Origin of the sequence: Halomonas aquatica, assembly GCF_040196335.1 — a bacterium.
Taxonomy (GTDB): domain Bacteria; phylum Pseudomonadota; class Gammaproteobacteria; order Pseudomonadales; family Halomonadaceae; genus Halomonas; species Halomonas aquatica.
Map to the genome: position 1 here is coordinate 153,246 of NZ_JBEGCJ010000005.1, position 16,601 is coordinate 169,846.

12 protein-coding genes and 1 pseudogene are annotated in these 16,601 nt (G+C 67.0%); 7 read left to right on the forward strand and 6 right to left on the reverse strand.

Annotation, left to right across the window (positions count from 1 at the left end; translation table 11 throughout):
* Positions 1-12: 12 nt before the first annotated feature.
* The gene (locus ABE960_RS11920; protein ID WP_349762501.1) at positions 13-1,803 is read left to right on the forward strand and encodes an ABC transporter transmembrane domain-containing protein; all 1,791 of its coding nucleotides are present in this window, start codon (positions 13-15) and stop codon (positions 1,801-1,803) included.
* A 42-nt stretch (positions 1,804-1,845) separates the two neighbouring features.
* On the opposite strand, the gene ABE960_RS11925 is transcribed toward ABE960_RS11920, so the two are convergent.
* Positions 1,846-4,221 carry a DNA polymerase II gene (locus tag ABE960_RS11925; RefSeq protein ID WP_349762502.1) on the reverse strand — a complete coding sequence of 792 codons (2,376 nt, stop codon included), beginning with the start codon at positions 4,219-4,221 and terminating at the stop codon, positions 1,846-1,848.
* 548 nt (positions 4,222-4,769) lie between these two features.
* On the opposite strand from ABE960_RS11925, the gene ABE960_RS11930 reads away from it, so the two are divergent.
* The 5 genes and pseudogenes from ABE960_RS11930 to ABE960_RS11950 all read left to right on the forward strand — a co-directional run bounded on the left by ABE960_RS11930 (position 4,770) and on the right by ABE960_RS11950 (position 10,369).
* Positions 4,770-5,666, forward strand: coding sequence for an NAD(P)-dependent oxidoreductase (locus ABE960_RS11930; protein WP_349762503.1), 897 nt, complete (start codon positions 4,770-4,772; stop codon positions 5,664-5,666).
* 127 nt (positions 5,667-5,793) lie between these two features.
* Positions 5,794-6,648 (forward strand): AAA family ATPase, encoded by an 855-nt coding sequence (locus tag ABE960_RS11935; protein ID WP_349762504.1) that lies wholly within the window; start codon positions 5,794-5,796, stop codon positions 6,646-6,648.
* A 3-nt stretch (positions 6,649-6,651) separates the two neighbouring features.
* Positions 6,652-7,830, forward strand: a pseudogene (locus tag ABE960_RS11940) (vWA domain-containing protein).
* Positions 7,831-7,992: 162 nt separating this feature from the next.
* Positions 7,993-9,702 (forward strand): proline--tRNA ligase, encoded by a 1,710-nt coding sequence (locus ABE960_RS11945; RefSeq protein WP_349762505.1) that lies wholly within the window; start codon positions 7,993-7,995, stop codon positions 9,700-9,702.
* A gap of 178 nt (positions 9,703-9,880) precedes the next feature.
* Positions 9,881-10,369: a transglycosylase SLT domain-containing protein gene (locus tag ABE960_RS11950; RefSeq protein ID WP_349762769.1), complete on the forward strand. Its 489-nt coding sequence runs from the start codon at positions 9,881-9,883 to the stop codon at positions 10,367-10,369.
* A gap of 114 nt (positions 10,370-10,483) precedes the next feature.
* On the opposite strand, the gene ccoM is transcribed toward ABE960_RS11950, so the two are convergent.
* The 3 genes from ccoM to rfaH form a co-directional block, all read right to left on the reverse strand.
* Positions 10,484-10,612, reverse strand: coding sequence for a cytochrome c oxidase subunit CcoM (gene ccoM / locus ABE960_RS11955; RefSeq protein WP_349762506.1), 129 nt, complete (start codon positions 10,610-10,612; stop codon positions 10,484-10,486).
* Between the two features lie 128 nt (positions 10,613-10,740).
* Positions 10,741-11,247: an FKBP-type peptidyl-prolyl cis-trans isomerase gene (locus ABE960_RS11960; RefSeq protein ID WP_349762507.1), complete on the reverse strand. Its 507-nt coding sequence runs from the start codon at positions 11,245-11,247 to the stop codon at positions 10,741-10,743.
* A gap of 45 nt (positions 11,248-11,292) precedes the next feature.
* A complete protein-coding gene (gene rfaH / locus ABE960_RS11965) occupies positions 11,293-11,835 on the reverse strand; it encodes a transcription/translation regulatory transformer protein RfaH (protein WP_349762508.1) in 543 nt (180 codons plus the stop codon).
* A 196-nt stretch (positions 11,836-12,031) separates the two neighbouring features.
* Between rfaH and ABE960_RS11970 the strand changes: the two genes are divergently transcribed.
* A complete protein-coding gene (locus tag ABE960_RS11970; RefSeq protein WP_349762509.1) occupies positions 12,032-13,393 on the forward strand; it encodes an AmpG family muropeptide MFS transporter in 1,362 nt (453 codons plus the stop codon).
* Positions 13,394-13,402: 9 nt separating this feature from the next.
* Here ABE960_RS11970 and ABE960_RS11975 read toward each other — a convergent pair whose 3' ends face one another.
* Entirely contained in the window at positions 13,403-15,232 is a 1,830-nt protein-coding gene (locus tag ABE960_RS11975) for an SEC-C domain-containing protein (RefSeq protein WP_349762510.1), read from the reverse strand.
* Positions 15,233-15,308: 76 nt separating this feature from the next.
* A complete protein-coding gene (locus ABE960_RS11980; protein WP_349762511.1) occupies positions 15,309-16,541 on the reverse strand; it encodes an ABC1 kinase family protein in 1,233 nt (410 codons plus the stop codon).
* Positions 16,542-16,601 lie beyond the last annotated feature (60 nt).

A 16,601-nucleotide genomic window follows, 5' to 3' on the forward strand; every position in this document is an offset into this window, starting at 1 on the left:
TACGAGATCCGGATGACCCAACGCCCCGATCCACGAATCCTGCTGCGCCTGCTTAGCCTGCTGCGCCCCTATCGCTGGCGATTGTTTCTGGCGGGAGTCGCCCTGCTGCTGGCGGCGTCCAGTGTGCTGGTGCTGGGCCAGGGCCTGCGGCTGGTCATCGACCAGGGGTTCGTGGCGGCGGACCGGAGTCGGCTGAACCAGGCACTGGGGATGCTGCTCATCGTGATCAGTGTCCTGGCGCTGGCTTCCGCGCTGCGCTATTACCTGGTCACCTGGATCGGCGAGCGACTGGCCGGGGACCTGCGCCGCCGGGTCTTCGACCACCTGCTGGAACTCGAGCCCGGCTTCTTCGAGGCCAGCGGCGATGAAGGCGGCGGGGCCGGCGAGATCACCTCACGACTGACGGCGGACACCAGCGTGCTGCAGACCCTCTTCGGTTCATCGCTGTCGCTGGCGGTTCGCAACCTGTTGATGCTGGTGGGGTCGGTGATCCTGATGCTGGTGACCCAGCCCTGGCTCTCGGCCATCGTGCTGCTGGGCACTCCCGCCACGGTGCTGCCGATCCTCTGGTACGGTCGACGGGTTCGCCGCCTGTCGCGCTTCAGCCAGGACCGGGTGGCGGAGCTGGGCCGCTATGCCGGCGAGGCCCTCTCGGGGATACGCACCGTCCAGGCCTTCCGCCACGAGAGCATCGATCGCCACGACTATGGTCAGCGGGTGGAAGAGGCCTTCGCCAGTGCCGTGGAGCGCACTCGCCAGCGCGCCTGGTTGACCGGCATCGCCATGCTGGTGGTCTTCGCCGCAGTGGGAGTCATGCTCTGGCAGGGCGGCCAGGCGGTGCTCGCCGGCAGCATGACCGGCGGCGAACTCTCGGCCTTCGTCTTCTATGCCGTTCTGACGGCCGGGGCCGTGGCCACCCTGGCCGAGGTGGCCGGGGACGTTCAGCGCGCCGCCGGCGCCGCCGAGCGACTGCTCGAGTTGCTGGATACCCGACCGACCATCCATGCGCCGCCCGCCCCTACACCCCTGCCGGAGCCGGTGCAGGGCGATATCCGCCTGGAAGGCGTGGATTTCACCTATCCGGGGCGGACACAACCCGCTCTGGCAGGGCTGGAACTGCATGTGCGCTCCGGTGAGCGGGTGGCGCTGGTGGGGCCTTCCGGCGCCGGCAAGAGCACGCTGCTCTCGCTGCTGTTGCGTTTCCAGGATCCGGACAGCGGCGTCATTCGCCTCGACGGGATCGACCTGCGCGACCTCGACCCGCGAGACCTGAGGCGCAACCTGGGCCTGGTCGCCCAGCAACCCACACTATTCACCGGAACCACCGCCGAGAACCTGCGCTATGGCAAGCCCGATGCCAGCCTGAAGGAGCTGCGCACCGCGGCCCGGGATGCCAATGCCCTGGACTTCATCGAAGCACTCCCTCAGGGTCTTGATACCCCGCTGGGCCCCGGCGGCGTGCAGCTCTCGGGCGGCCAGCGCCAGCGTCTGGCCATCGCTCGGGCACTCCTCAAGGATCCCCGCGTGCTGCTGCTCGACGAGGCCACCAGCGCCCTGGACGCCGAGAGTGAGCGCCTGGTCCAGCAGGCCCTGGACCGTCTGATGCACGGCCGCACCACTCTGGTGATCGCCCACCGCCTGGCCACCGTGGTCGCCGCCGACCATCTGCTGGTGCTCGACGCCGGCCGCCTGGTGGCCGCCGGTTCACACGAGGACCTGCTCGAATCAAGCCCCCTCTATCGCCACCTGGCCGAGTTGCAGTTCGGCCGGCATGCCATGCCTCCCCACGCCGATGGCAGCTGAGACCGAGGACCCGCCGCCCTGGGCGCCGCCGTCCTTGACGGCTCAGAAAAGCCCCAGCTGACGGTCGATCAGGGTCGTGAAGTCATCGCCCACGAAGGGCAGGATGGCATCGGCCACGGGCTGGAGCTGTCGCGTCAGGTAGTGGTCGGCGTCGATCGCCGACTGATGCTGCTCCAGGGGCTCCGGCCCGGACAACGTCATCACGTAGCGGATCCAGCCCCCGTGCTGGTACTGGCGGGGCCGTCCAAGCCGGTCGTTGAGCTCATCGGCGAGCCTCGCGGCACGTACATGGGGCGGCACGTTACGGCGATAGTCATCGAGGCGCCGACGCAGCCGCTTGCGATAGACCAGACGGTCATCATGCCCTCCCTCCCGGGTGCGGCGCAGGAAATCGCCGACATAGTCGCGCACGTAATCTCGCCATGGCTCGCCTTCGAAGATGCGTCGGTAGAGCTCCTGCTGGAAGGTCTTGGCCAGCGGCGTCCAGTCGCTGCGCACCGTCTCCAGTCCCTTGAAGACCATCCGCTCCTCCCCCGCCGCATCCCGCACCAGCCCCGCATAGCGCTTCTTGCTGCCCGCCTCCGCGCCGCGAATGGTGGGCATCAGGAAACGCCGGTAGTGGGTCTCGAACTGCAGCTCCAGGACGCTTTCCAGGCCGTACTCGGCGGCGAGGTGCTCGCGCCACCAGGCATTGACGCGTGCCACCAGGCGCCGACCGATCGCCGCTGCCTGCGCCTCGGGATGTTCGCGGCCGAGCCAGACGAAGGTGGAGTCGGTATCGCCGTAGATGACGGTATACCCCTCAGCCTCGATCAGCTCGCGGGTTCGGTGCATGATCGCGTGGCCGCGCATGGTGATGGAGGAGGCCAGGCGGGCGTCGAAGAAGCGACAGCCCTTCGAGCCCAGCACCCCGTAGAAGCTGTTCATGATGATCTTCAGGGCCTGGGAGAGCGGCGCGTTGCCGGCCTCCTTGGCGGCCTCCCGCCCCTCCCAGACCTGCGCCACGATGGCCGGCAGGGCGTGATGCGTGCGCGAGAACCGTGCCCCGCGAAAGCCCGGCACCGAGGCCTCGTCCGAAGGCTCGGCGAGCCCTTCCACCAGCCCCGCCGGGTCGATCAGGAAGCTACGGATGATCGAGGGGTAGAGGCTCTTGAAGTCGAGCACCAGAACCGAGGCATAGAGGCCGGGCCGGGAGTCCATGACGAAGCCGCCGGGACTCTCGGCGGGCTCCCCCTCGCCAAGGCTGGGCGCCACGAAACCCAGTCGGTGCAGGCGTGGCAGGTAGAGGTGGGTGAACGCCGCCACCGAGCCGCCGCTGCGATCGGCCTCCAGTCCGGTGACGCTGGCCCGCTCCAGCAGGAAGGCGAAGAGCTCGGTCGCCTCGAAGATCCGCGTCACCAGCTCGCAGTCCTTGAGGTTGTAGCGCGCCAGGGCGGGCTTGTCCTCGGCGAACATGCGCAGGATCTCGTCCAGACGCTGGTAGGGGTTGTCGATGGCCTTGCCTTCGCCAAGCAGCGTCTGGGCCACACTCTCCAGGCTGAAGGAGGGGAAGTGCCAGGTGGCCGAGCGCAGCGCCTCGATCCCGTCGATGATCAGTCGCCCCGCCGCCGAGGCGAAGTAGTGGTTGGCCTGGCGGCCATGGGCCCGCCACTCCATCTCGCTGCCGTCGCGCCCCAGCCTCAGGGGCACGCCGAGCCTGCGGGCATGTTCGTGGAGGATGCGCAGGTCGAACTGCACCAGGTTCCAGCCGATGATGGCGTCCGGGTCGTGCTGCACAACCCACTGATTCAGCCCCTCGATCAGCGCCGTTTGGCTGTCGCAGTAATCGAGCCGGAAGTCGAAGCCCTCGGCGGCGCCGTTGGGCGGGCCCAGCATGAACACCTGGCGCGCCCCGCAGCCCTCGAGCGCAATGGAATAGAGATCGCCCCGTGCACTGGTCTCGATATCCAGCGACACCGTGCGCAGCCTCGGGCGGTAGTCCGGCGCGGGCCGCAGTCGCGCCTTTGCCAGGTGGCCCTCCCCATCGGGTATCCCGGTGACCTCCACCGGCGCGGTGATGAAGCGCTCCATCAGGTAGCGCTCCGGCGGGCGGATATCGGCCTCGAAGACCTCGACGCCGGCCGCCCTCAACCGACGCTCCACGCTGCCCAGCAGGCGGTGATGGCGGCAATAGAGGCCCAGCACGGGGCGATGGTGAAAGTCACGCAGCGACAGCGGCCGCAGCTCGATGCCTTGCTCGCCGGCGAGCAAGGCCTGTGCCTGCTCGCGCTGCACGGCAGGCAGGAAGGCCACCGACGACGGCGGCGACACGCTCACCCTGAGCGGCCCCTGATCGGTCGCCAGCCAGAACGTGACCTCGGTGCCCTGGGCCGACTCCCGCCAGTGTCGTGTCAGGATGAATCCCTGCCGTGAAACCACCGCCGCTCCTGGTTTTCTGCGTGAGGAGGTGATCTTACCGCCCCCGGCGATGTCTCACACCTCGCCTGGGGACATAAAATGCGGACATAAAAAAGGCCCCCCGAAGGGGACCAGGTGGAGCACGCCAGCTCACTCGGTGTATCGCCCACGACAGGTCGGGCCTGCCGTTGGGCGATGTGTCATCGGGTTCGGTCGCTTGAACTCGTTGACGTTCTGTCCATTACATTGCGGCATCCGTGCCAATGAATAATATGTATATTTAAATCAGCAATTTATAGAATAATTCCCGAGACGCATCTTGGCAGAGGGAGCAGCCCTCCCTGCTGCAGTGCACCAAACGAGGACCTCACCGTCCGCGATGGCGCCATCGCGGCGCATCAGAGCCGCCTCGGAAGGTGCATCCAAAAACGATGAGCTCTTGCCACTCGGCCCTCCATCACAGCAGGCTATCTTTCTATATGGGCTAGCTTAACGGGCTTTCTCAACGAGCTAGCTTAACGGGCTAACCTGTCGCTCGTTGCCCAAGGCTTCTTTTCGGAGACTTCCGCATGACTCAACCTCGACTCGGCTTCATCGGGATCGGCCTGATGGGCGAGCCCATGACTCGCCGCCTTCTGGACGCAGGCTTCGATGTCAGCGTCTGGAACCGCTCGCCCGACAAGACCGCCGGCGTGGCCGCGGCCGGCGCCCGGGTGGCCGGCTCCATCGAGGAGCTGATGGACGGGGTCGACATCGTGCTGCTCTGCCTGGCCAATACCGCCGTGGTGGAGGACGTGGTGTTCGGCGAGGGCGGCGTGGCCCAGCACGGCCGCACCGGTCAGCGCCTGGTGGACCTCTCCAGCAGCGACCCGGCGGCGACCCGTGACTTCGCCGACTGGCTCGCAAGCGAATGCGGGATGCACTGGGTGGATGCCCCCGTCTCCGGGGGCGTCGCCGGCGCCGAGGCGGGCAGCCTGGCGATCATGTGCGGTGGCGACGCCGAGGATATCGAGGCGATCCGGCCATTGCTGGCGCCGCTATCCGCCCGGGTAACCCACATGGGCCCGGTGGGCAGCGGCCAGGTGACCAAGGTATGCAACCAGATGATCGTCGGCTGCCAGGCAGCGGTGATCGCCGAGATGGTGGCCCTGGCCGAGGCCAGTGGGGTGGAGGCCCGCCGGCTCACCGAGGCGCTCGCCGGCGGTTTCGCCGATTCGACGCCGTTTCGTATCCTCACCCCGCGCATGGCAGAGAGCGACTTCGCCGACCCGCCCTGGCACCTGCGCACCCTGCTCAAGGATCTGGACATGGCGGTGGCCCAGAGCCAGCGCATCGGCAGCGCCACGCCGATGAGCGGTCTGGCCGCGCAGCTGATGCGTGCCCAGGCCGTCCGCGGGCATGCCGAGCACGACCCGGCCATCCTGGTCGAGGCCTATCGGCCGCTCGCCGCGCCGTCGGGCGGATGACCTGTCGCGGGGGGGGGGGAATTACTGACGGGGGGTGTCGGTGGTTTGTTCCCCACCATTTGTTAGCCATCCTGCCCTTCCGTAGAATTTTCTGATTCCCGACGACCACGACTCCGAGGCACGATCCATGGCGTTTGATTCCACTTCCACCTACGTGGCCACCGAGGCCCTAAAGCAGGCGGTGAATGCCGCCGTGACCCTGGAGCGGCCCCTGCTGATCAAGGGCGAGCCGGGCACCGGCAAGACCCTGCTGGCCGAGGAGCTGGCCGCTTCCCTAGACACCCGGCTGATCACCTGGCACATCAAGTCGTCCACCAAGGCCGCCCAGGGGCTCTACGAGTATGATGCGGTCAGCCGGCTGCGTGACTCCCAGTTGGGGATCGAGGGCGTGGAGGACGTCGCCAACTACATCCGCCCCGGCAAGCTGTGGGAGGCCTTCACCGCCGGTGAGCGGGTGGTGCTGCTGATCGACGAGGTCGACAAGGCGGACATCGAGTTCCCCAACGACCTGCTCCAGGAGTTGGATCGCATGGAGTTCCATGTCTATGAAACCGGCGAGACCATCACCGCGACGCACCGCCCGATCATCGTCATCACGTCAAACAACGAGAAGGAGCTCCCCGACGCCTTCCTGAGGCGCTGCTTCTTCCACTACATAGAGTTCCCCGACCGAGAGACCATGCAGGCGATCGTCGACGTGCACTTCCCCGACATTGCCCCCAAGCTGGTCGGCGAGGCGCTGGAAGTGTTCTTCGAGCTGCGCCAGGCCCCGGGACTGAAGAAGCGGCCCTCCACCTCGGAGCTGGTCGACTGGCTCAAGCTGCTGATGGCCGATGAGCTGGCCCGGGAGGCGCTCTACCAGCGCGACCCGGTCAAGGCGATCCCGCCGCTGGCGGGGGCACTGGTCAAGAACGAGCAGGATACCCAACTGCTGGAACGGCTGGCCTTCATGCTGCGCCGCCAGGGCAACCCGAGGGGCTGACGGATGTTCATCGGCCTGTTCGAGAACCTTAAGCGCCATGGGGTGCCTGTCTCCCTGCGCGAGCTGCTCGACCTTCATGCGGTGGTCGAGCGCGGCGTGATGTTTGCCGATATGGAGGCCTTCTACCGGGTGGCGCGCACCGTGATGGTCAAGGACGAGCGCCACTTCGATCGCTTCGATCGCGCCTTCGCCACCTGGTTCGAGGGGCTGGAGACCCTCGACGCCGCCATCGAGGCGATGATTCCCGACGACTGGCTGCGCCGCGAGTTCGAGAAGCAGCTCTCTGATGAGGAGAAGGCGAAGATCGAGTCCCTGGGCGGGCTCGAGCAGCTGATCGAGACCTTCAAGCAGCGCCTCGAGGAACAGAAGAAACGCCATGCCGGCGGCAACAAGTGGATCGGCACCGGAGGCACCAGCCCCTTTGGCGCCCATGGCTACAACCCCGAGGGCATCCGCATCGGCCAGGGCGGCTCGCAGCATCGCCGCGCCGTCAAGGTGTGGGACGAGCGGCGCTTCCGCGACTAAGATGACTCGCTGGAACTCGGCACGCGAAACATCAAGATGGCCCTGAGACGGCTCCGGAAGTTCGCCCGCCAGGGGGCGGCGGAGGAGTTCGACGTCGACGCCACCATCCGCGAGACGGCACGTGATGCGGGACTGCTCAACGTGCGCATGCGCCCAGAGCGCCACAATGCGGTAAAGGTGCTGCTGCTGCTCGACGTGGGCGGCTCAATGGATGACCACGTGCGGGCCTGTGAGGAGCTTTTCTCGGCGGCACGCTCGGAGTTCAAGCACCTGGAACCCTACTACTTCCACAACTGCCCCTACGAGGGACTCTGGCGCGACAACCGGCGGCGCGGCAGCGAGCGCATCCCGACCATGGACGTGCTGCATACCTACGGCAGCGACTATCAGGTGGTGATCGTCGGCGACGCGGCGATGTCGCCCTATGAGGTGACTCATCCCGGCGGCAGCGTGGAGCACCTCAACAAGGAGTCGGGCGCCGCCTGGCTGAAGCGCCTGGCCGACCACTTCCCCCGTCTCGTCTGGCTCAATCCCATGGCCCCGCGTGCCTGGGAGTATACCCACTCCACCCGGTTGATCCGCGAGCTGATCGAGGACCGCATGTATCCCATGACCCTGGAGGGACTGGAGCGCGCCATGCGCGAGCTGGCCCGGTAGGCATGTGAGCGGGAGGCAAGGGCCCGTGCGCACGGAGTCCGAGGACAGGCTTTTTTGCCGCCATGGGGCCCCTGACCGTACAATGCCTGATCATTGCCGCTGCCCAGCACGGCCCCGCCACTGTCTTCTGTACAAGAACACGATCGAGGAAACGCCGGACCCATGCGCGCCAGTCAACTGTTGATCGCCACCCTCAAGGAAACTCCCGCCGATGCAGAAGTCGTCAGCCATCAGCTGATGCTGCGCGCGGGGATGATCCGCCGCCTGACCTCCGGCCTCTATAGCTGGCTGCCGATGGGCCTCAAGACCCTGCGCAAGGTCGAGCGCATCGTGCGCGAGGAGATGGATCGTGCCGGCGCCCAGGAGGTGCTGATGCCGGCGGTACAACCCGCCGAGCTGTGGCAGGAGTCCGGCCGCTGGGATCAGTACGGAGCGGAGCTCCTGCGCCTCAAGGATCGTCATGACCGCGACTACTGCGTCGGCCCGACCCATGAGGAAGTGATCACCGACCTGGTGCGCAAGGAGATCTCCAGCTACAAGCAGCTGCCGGCCAACTTCTACCAGATTCAGACCAAGTTCCGCGACGAGATCCGGCCGCGCTTCGGGGTGATGCGCTCCCGCGAGTTCATCATGAAGGATGCCTACTCCTTCCACGTGGATGAGGCGTCGCTGCTGGAGACCTATCAGGTGATGTATGACGCCTATGTGCGCATCTTCACCCGGCTTGGCCTCGACTTCCGCCCGGTGATCGCCGACAACGGCGCCATCGGCGGCACCGGCTCCCACGAGTTCCACGTGCTGGCCGACTCCGGCGAGGACGACATCGTCTTCTCCACCGAGTCCGACTATGCCGCCAACATGGAGAAGGCCGAGGCGCTGGCGCCCCAGGGCGAGCGCGAGGCGCCCACCGAGGAACTGCGCCTGGTCGACACCCCCGATGCCAAGACCATCAAGGCGCTGGTCGAGCAGCACGACCTGCCCATCGAGAAGACCATCAAGACCCTGCTGGTCCAGGGCGAGGGAGGCGGCCTGGTCGCTCTGCTGATACGTGGCGACCATGAGCTAAACGAGGTCAAGGCCGAGAACCTCACCGAGGTGGCATCGCCGCTGACCATGGCCACCGAGGAGGAGATTCGTGCCGCGGTGGGCGCGGGCCCCGGCTCGCTGGGCCCTGTCAACCTCGATCTGCCGATCATCATCGACCGCTCGGTCGCCCTGATGAGCGACTTCGGTGCCGGGGCGAATACCGACGGCAAGCACTACTTCGGCATCAACTGGGAGCGGGACGTCGCGCTGCCCAGCGTCGCCGACATCCGCAACGTGGTGGAAGGCGACCCCTCGCCGGACGGCCAGGGCGTGCTTGCCATCAAGCGCGGCATCGAGGTCGGTCACGTCTTCCAGCTTGGGCGCAAGTACTCTGAGGCGATGAATGCCACCGTGCTGGGTGACGAAGGTCGTGCCGTGCATCCCTGGATGGGCTGCTATGGTATCGGAGTGACCCGGGTCGTGGCCGCCGCCATCGAGCAGAACCACGACGACGCCGGGATCATCTGGCCAGACGCCATCGCACCCTTCCAGATCGCGATGGTGCCGATGAACGCCCACAAGTCGCAGCGGGTACGCGAGGAGTCCGAGCGACTCTACCAGGCCCTCACCGCCGCCGGACTCGAGGTGCTGCTGGATGACCGTGACCTGCGCCCCGGCGTGCGGTTCGCCGACCACGAGCTGATGGGCATTCCCCACCGTCTGGTCGTCGGTGACCGAGGCCTGGACAAGAACGAACTGGAATACAAGGGACGCCGTGACACTGACGCCACCATGGTACCGGCCGGGGAGATCCTCGACTTCCTGCGCGAAAAGGTCGATATCTGAGCGCTGCCGGGCCGCCGCTCTCGCGGTGGCCTGCTGCCTGCCCTCCACGACAGCCCTGGGCGAAGGCGAAGGGGACTTCCTTGCCGCCCTGCCTGTCTCGCTGTCGCCGGATCGCCCCGCCCCCTTCGTGCAGGCCCTGCCGGCGACGCCCGCGAGCCTGCGAGGCACCCTCGACAGCATCCGCTCCGCTCCCGTGGCTCCCGCCGCCATCTGGGCCGCCCGTCAGTGGCTCAATGACATGGAGCCGCGGCTCTCCCGCTACGTCCAGGACGCGAACCGGAGGCGGGAAATGCTGGGCCGCATCCATCATGAGGCACGGCTGGCCGGACTGGCACCGGAACTCGTACTGGCGGTGATCCAAGTGGAGAGTGCCTTCAAGGCCGAGGCCGTCTCCTCGGCCGGCGCCGTGGGCCTGATGCAGATCATGCCGTTCTGGATCCGCGAGTTGGGGCTACCTGCCGATGACCTCAAGGACCCGCATCGCAACCTGCGCTATGGCTGCACGATCCTCGCCCACTACCTTGCCGTGGAGCGTGGCGACCTGACCCGTGCGCTGGCGCGCTACAACGGCAGCCTGGGCAAGACCTGGTATCCGGAACGGGTGATGCGGGCCCTGGCCCGCCAATGGTCACTGAATGACCCAGCCCGCAACACGGCGCAGCGCTGAGTCGGCTGTCTCCTCACACATACAGAAAACGACAGACAAAAAAAGCCGACCCAAGTGGGTCGGCTACTGGGGGGAAAGCTCCCCCCTCCCCTGACGAATCTTGAAGCGGCTGGATCAGCGCTCTTCCCTGCACTCTTTACTGCGACGGTGATCGCGGACGATGAATGCGGTCCAGCTACCCATGAATACGAACATCAATGAGACGGTAACGATTCCGAAGATCACGGCGTCATCCAGATACATGGTGGTGTCCTGTCGTCTCGATGTGTTGGTGGGACCTTAACCCGTCGAGGGAGGGGGGGAACTGACCTGAATCAAGTTTCCCCAGTACCCCATCAGGACACGGAGAATCCTTTGATCCAGGTCAGTTTTCACGGCATCTTCTTGTCTTCCACCTCGCTCGGCGCGGTGCCGGGCGGCAGCGGATGGCCCTTGGCCAGTTCGGCCCGGGTGGCCTCACGGACCTCGAGCACCTCTAGGCGATAGCGCAGCGTCTGTCCGGCCAGCGGGTGGTTGGTGTCGACCAGCACGCTGTCGTCACGCACCTCGAGGATGGTGACGATCTCGGGGCCGTCGTCACCTGGGGTCTGGAAGCGCATGCCGGGGGCGAGGTCGGGCGCCGGGAAGGCATGCCGCCCGACCTCGCGCACCAGCGCCTCGTCGCGAAGACCATAGGCATCGGCGGGCATCAGGGTAACGGACAGCTCGGCGCCGGCAGACTGGCCCTCCAGTGCACGCTCCAGGCCGGCCATGATGTTGCCGTGGCCATGCAGGTATTCGAGGGGCTGCTGGCGAGCCCGTGAGTCGTCGAGGACGTTGCCGTCCTGATCGCTGAGCACGTAGTGCAGTGACGCAACCCGTTGGGGGGCGATGGTCATGGGATCTCCTGACGCGAAGTGGGTGGATGGCGGCGAGGTCGTCGCCTAGTCACGGCGACGCAGCTGGCCGACGGGCATCTCGAGGCGCTGTTGCTTATGCAGCAGGTTGAGCAACACGATGGCCCGCTCCTCGCCCTTGTGACTGGCAAACACCGCCTGCAGGTCCTTGAAGGCGCCCTCGGTGATCTCCACCATATCGCCGGCTCGGAAGTAGACGTTCGAGGTCGCATCGTCCTCGCCGCTGCCATGCTCGCGCAGGGTTTCCACCAGCGCATCACTGACGGGCACCGGCATCGACAGGCCGAAGGTGACGATCTTCAGCACCCCTCGGGTGGAGCGGATGGGGCGCCAGTTGCTGGCCAGGCGGTCGAGGCGAATGAACAGGTAGTAGGGAAAGAGCGGCTCGTTGACCCACTCCAGCTTGCCGCGGCGCTTCTTCTGGACCTGCAGCACGGGATGGAAGGTCTCGTAGCCCTGGTTGGCCAGGTGCTCGGCGGCACGAAAGGACTCCCCGCCCTTGCACTGGATCACATACCAGCGGGGCACGGCATCATCGGCCTCGGCCTGATCAATTTCGGAATCGCTCATGTCGCTCCTGATCGGTTCCTGCTGGTATCACTGCCGGCGCTCTGCAACAATCCCACCGCATGCCTGACCCGGCCGATAGCGCTCGGGTGACAAGGGACGGACGGAAACGACCCGGCTGCCGATTCTGGATTTTATCATCGATGGCAAGGACCTGCGTGGCCTCCATCGAGCCATACCGCAAGGAGTGCTGCCCGACATGCCGCCCCCCACCGCTCACCGCAGTTGGCGCGACGCCCTGTTGATCTACCTGCGCGCGCCGGTCATCACCATGCTGTTTCTGGGCTTCTCCGCCGGCCTGCCCTTCCTGCTGGTGTTCTCGACCCTCTCGGCCTGGTTGCGCAGCAGCGGCGTCGAGGTGGCGGCCATCGGCTTCTTCGCCTGGATCGGCATGCTCTACTCGATCAAGTTCTTCTGGGCCCCGGTGGTGGACCGGCTCGCCCTGCCGGTGCTGACCCGCACCCTCGGTCAGCGTCGGGGCTGGATGCTGCTGGCCCAGGCCATGATCGCCGCCGGCCTCGTGGGGCTATCCGGCGTCGATCCGCTAGGCAATCTGCCCCTGGTGGCGGGCTTCGCGCTGCTGGTGGCCTTCGGGTCGGCGACCCAGGACATCGCCATCGATGCCTTTCGCATCGAGTCGGCCCCGGACGATGTCCAGGCCGCCATGGCCTCGACCTATATCATCGGTTATCGCGGTGGCTTGCTGGCCGCCGGCGCGGGAGCCCTCTACGTGGCCTCGCTGGCCTCCTGGGAGGCGGCCTACCTGGCCATGGCGGCGCTGGTGGGGATCGGGGTGATCACGGTGCTGCTGCGCCCGGAACCCGAGCGTCTCTCGTTGACCACCCAGCTGATCCATGAACCCCGCGTACGAGCCTTCCTGCGGGCGTCCCGCGGCCGCTCGAGAACGCTGCGTCGTCTGGGGGCCTGGGTGATCGGGGCCATCGTCTGCCCTTTCACCGACTTCTTCTCGCGCCACCGCCGCAAGGCGATCTGGCTGCTGCTTTTCGTGGCGGTGTTCCGGATCAGCGACCTGGCCATGGCATCCATGGCCAACCCGCTCTACATCGACCTGGGCTTCACCCTGGCGACCATCGCCAACGTCACCAACATCTTCGGCATCGCCATGAGCATCAGCGGGGGGATCCTGGGGGGACTGCTGGTCGTCCGCTATGGCATCGGACCCATCCTGGTGCTGGGCGCCGGCGCCGCGGCGCTGACCAACCTGCTGTTCGTGGCCCTGTCGATGGCCGGCCAGAGCGTGCCCATGCTGGTGATGGCCATCGTCGGCGACAACCTGGCCAACGGCCTGGCAAGCGCCGTCTTTATCGCCTTCCTGTCGAGCCTCACCTCACGGGCATACACGGCTACCCAGTACGCGCTCTTCTCTTCACTGATGACCCTGCCCGGCAAGTTCCTCAGCGGCTTCGGCGGCCTGGTGGTGACCGGCGAAGGTTATGCCACTTTCTTCCTGATCTCCACCGTCCTCGGCCTGCCGGCGATACTGCTGGCGATCTGGATCAGCCGCGACCGCGAGCTGACGCCGGCACCGAAGGCCGCCTGAACATTCGATTCAGTCGGCCATCTGCGCCTGCAGCCACGCCAGTGCCCCCGAGGTGGTTCGCCACTGGTCGCGCATCAGGGTCCGGTATTGCCAGGCCTCGGCACGGGAACCTGGCTCGGCGACGCCGTCACCCCCCTTGCCGACCGGCCGGGGCTTTTCGGCGCACAGCATGGCCAGGACATGGGCGTTGTGGCGACGGACCTCGGCCAGCGCCTCGCTGGCCTCGTCAGGACGCTCCAGGCGATAGAGCGCCAGCACACGCCCCATCAACAACCCCAGCGGCGGGGTCTCGTCTCCCTCTCCACCCAGCTCCCGTTCGCTGAGCTCCAGGGCCGCACGGTCACGCCCTTCTCGCAGCAGCTGGTCGAGCACCAGTTCGCGCAAGCCCAGGCTGTCCTGGTCATCCAGGGTCAGGAGTCGTTCGGCCAGCTCCCGCGAGCGGGCCCTGGCACCGCGCTCCATGCCCACCACCAGGGCCAGACCGGTTCGCAGCAGCATGGCGTTGTCGGCGTCATCCCAGGGGAAGTTCCCCTCGCCCTCGGAGCGCACCTGTTCGAGCCAGCGTTCCAGACGACTGGCTAGCGGCTCGAACAGGCTCGGCGCCATCCACGGCAGGCTGCCGAAGCGGCTGGCGAGCGCCAGCGCCAGGGACTGCACCACGGCCGGCGCATCCAGCCACTCGGGATGAGCGCAGAGCGCGGGCAGCCATTCGCCGGCATGGGGCCAGGGGTCGTCATCGAAGCCCATGGGAGCCTCGCTCTCGACCCGAGCCCTGAAGACCTTCTGCCAGGCGGCAAACAGGGTGTCCTCCCGGGCGGTGGAATGGTACTCGAGGTGGTCCTCATCGTTGCGGCGGATCTCCAGCCGTGGGGCGACGTGCAACGACTCGAGCAGCGCCTGCAGGGCCACCAGCGGTTCGGCCAGGTCCTCCTCGGCACTGAGCAGCTGGTCGGCCAGTGTCGCGCCGGGGTTCTCGGCGAGATCGGCCAGGAACTGCAACTGGTCGGGATCCAGATCCCCCTGGCGAGCCAGGCGGCGGAACCAGAAACGCGAACGCTCCGCGGCCTCCTGCTCATGACCCTCGTGGAGCAGCAGCATGGCCTCGATATAGGCCAGCGTCGGGGAGTCGGGGAGCGCCTGCTGGGCGCGCACGAAGGCGGCCCTGGCGCTGTCCAGGTCGTCGTTGTCGAGGTGCATCAGGCAGAGCCGTTCTAGGGCCACGCCGCGCAGGAACAGCGGTCCACGGTCGAGCACCGCATCGAGCAGCGCCTCGCGCTTGCGGTGAAAACCGCGCTCCTGGTAGAGGTCGATGAGGATCTCGAAGGCAGGCTCGGCCTGCTCGGGTAGGGTCAGCCAGTCGGCACGCTCGAACAGGGACTCGAGAATCTGCTGGGCGCGCCCGCGCTGGCCGGACTCGGCCGCGATCAGGCCCGCCTCCAGCAGGGCCTGAGCCGGGGCACGGCCGCTGGCCAGCGCCGCCTTGAGGGTATCACCCTTCCAGTCGCGCAGTGAAAGCATCCACATCAGGTGGGGCGGCACATGGCCGGGCAGGCTGACCGCCCCACAACAGTGCCTGGTCATGCGTCCGGAATCACACCAGCAGGGCTCGTTACGCCCTGGCCGGGCCAGCGGCTCGGCGGCGAAATCGAGTCGTGCCAGCGGGGTCTGCGACCACAGCTCCGGCGCCAGCGCCTGGGCCAGTGACAGGTCACCGCCGACCAGCGCCGGCCCCTGATCGCGGGCCCAGGCCATCAGCGTAGGATAGCGCTCGTCCTCGCGAATGGCCGCCAGGGCACCCGTGGCAAAGCCCAGCAGCTGTTCCACCCATACGGCCAGCATCACAGTCTCCGCAATCCAGAAAATGGCACAGTCTAACAGCCCGTCGCCATGCTGGGCAGGTGGCTCAGGCCTGCGGTCAAGGAAACAGCGGCCGGGTCCTGGCGGCCATGTCGAGCCGCGCGCCGAGGCGCACCAGATTCCAGTAGTGGCCGTTGAGGGTGCGCGAGAGCAGCAGGGTGTCCGCCGGGGGCTGCAGGCGGTCCATGGCGGCCCATACCTTGGGGCTCAGGTCGCGCAGGCGACGGTGCACCCGCACGTCGCCGAAGTCCTGCTCACCGGGCTGGAACAGCGGCGAGACCGCCTCGGCCGCCTCCCGGTAGAGCGCCAGTGGAGCGCCCTGCCCCTGGCGACCGCCGAGTTCGAGCAGGGCCGTGTCCATGGCCATCGGGTCACCCTCGAGGGTCGCCTGGAGCAGACGCATCATCGCCACCAGGCGTGCCTCGGGCACCGGGATCACCGCCCCCAGGTCGTAGATCACCAGGCGACCCTGCTCATCCGCGGCGAAGTTGCCGGCGTGGGGATCGGCATGCAGTTCGCCGTGGGTGAAGAGCTCCTCGGTCAGCCAGTCTGCCAGGGTCGTGGCCACCTGCTGGCGCCGCTCGACGTCGGCGTCCTCCAGGTCGCGCAGCGGAGTGCCCGCCACGTAGCGCATGGCCAGTACCCTGGGACCAGAGAGGTCCGGCAGCGGCTCGGGGATCACCAGGCGATCGAGATGGGCATAGCGCTGGCGATAGCGGGCCAGTGCCTCGGCCTCGGCGTGATAGTCCAGCTCGCCGCGCAGGCTCACCGCCAGTTCCTCGAACAGCGCATCGAGGCGAGCCTGGGGCACCTTGAACCACCGGCCCAGGCGCATCAGTCGCCGCACCTGTGAAAGATCACTCTCCAGCACCTCGGCGAGGCCGGGGTACTGGATCTTGAGCACCAGGGTCTCGCCGTCGTGAGTCACGGCACGATGCACCTGGCCCATGGAGGCACTGGCGAAGGGTCGCTCCTCGATCTCCCGGAAGCGGGCCTCGAGGTCACCGTACTCCTCGACCAGGGTGCGACGGATGCCCTCCCATGGCATGGGCTCGGCCTGGCGCTGCAGCCGGGCGAGCTCCTCGGCAAGATCCGGCGGCAGCAGATCGTCCCACTGGGACATGATCTGGGCCAGTTTCATGGCCGGCCCCTTCAGTTCGGACAACCCCTCGAAGAGGGCTTCTCCCAGGGCCCGCCAGTCGGCTTGACCGCCGAGACGGGTTCGAATCAGCGCGCCTCCGGTTCGGGCACCTAGCCCCAGCAGGCGCCGGGTGCGGCCATGTTCGCGCATCGCCTCTCTCCTCTGATAATAGTTATACATACATTGTACAGGAAATGGAGCATGTTACAC

What these genes read in the sequence shown, in the direction of transcription:
- ABE960_RS11930 (WP_349762503.1), top strand. Translation starts at nt 4,770, where the DNA reads ATGACTCAACCTCGACTCGGCTTCATCGGGATCGGCCTGATGGGCGAG.
- ABE960_RS11935 (WP_349762504.1), top strand. Translation starts at nt 5,794, where the DNA reads ATGGCGTTTGATTCCACTTCCACCTACGTGGCCACCGAGGCCCTAAAG.
- rfaH (WP_349762508.1), bottom strand. Translation starts at nt 11,835, where the DNA reads ATGAGCGATTCCGAAATTGATCAGGCCGAGGCCGATGATGCCGTGCCC.
- ABE960_RS11980 (WP_349762511.1), bottom strand. Translation starts at nt 16,541, where the DNA reads ATGCGCGAACATGGCCGCACCCGGCGCCTGCTGGGGCTAGGTGCCCGA.
- ABE960_RS11970 (WP_349762509.1), top strand. Translation starts at nt 12,032, where the DNA reads ATGCCGCCCCCCACCGCTCACCGCAGTTGGCGCGACGCCCTGTTGATC.
- ABE960_RS11960 (WP_349762507.1), bottom strand. Translation starts at nt 11,247, where the DNA reads ATGACCATCGCCCCCCAACGGGTTGCGTCACTGCACTACGTGCTCAGC.
- ABE960_RS11920 (WP_349762501.1), top strand. Translation starts at nt 13, where the DNA reads ATGACCCAACGCCCCGATCCACGAATCCTGCTGCGCCTGCTTAGCCTG.
- ABE960_RS11975 (WP_349762510.1), bottom strand. Translation starts at nt 15,232, where the DNA reads ATGCTGGCCGTATGGGTGGAACAGCTGCTGGGCTTTGCCACGGGTGCC.
- ABE960_RS11945 (WP_349762505.1), top strand. Translation starts at nt 7,993, where the DNA reads ATGCGCGCCAGTCAACTGTTGATCGCCACCCTCAAGGAAACTCCCGCC.
- ccoM (WP_349762506.1), bottom strand. Translation starts at nt 10,612, where the DNA reads ATGTATCTGGATGACGCCGTGATCTTCGGAATCGTTACCGTCTCATTG.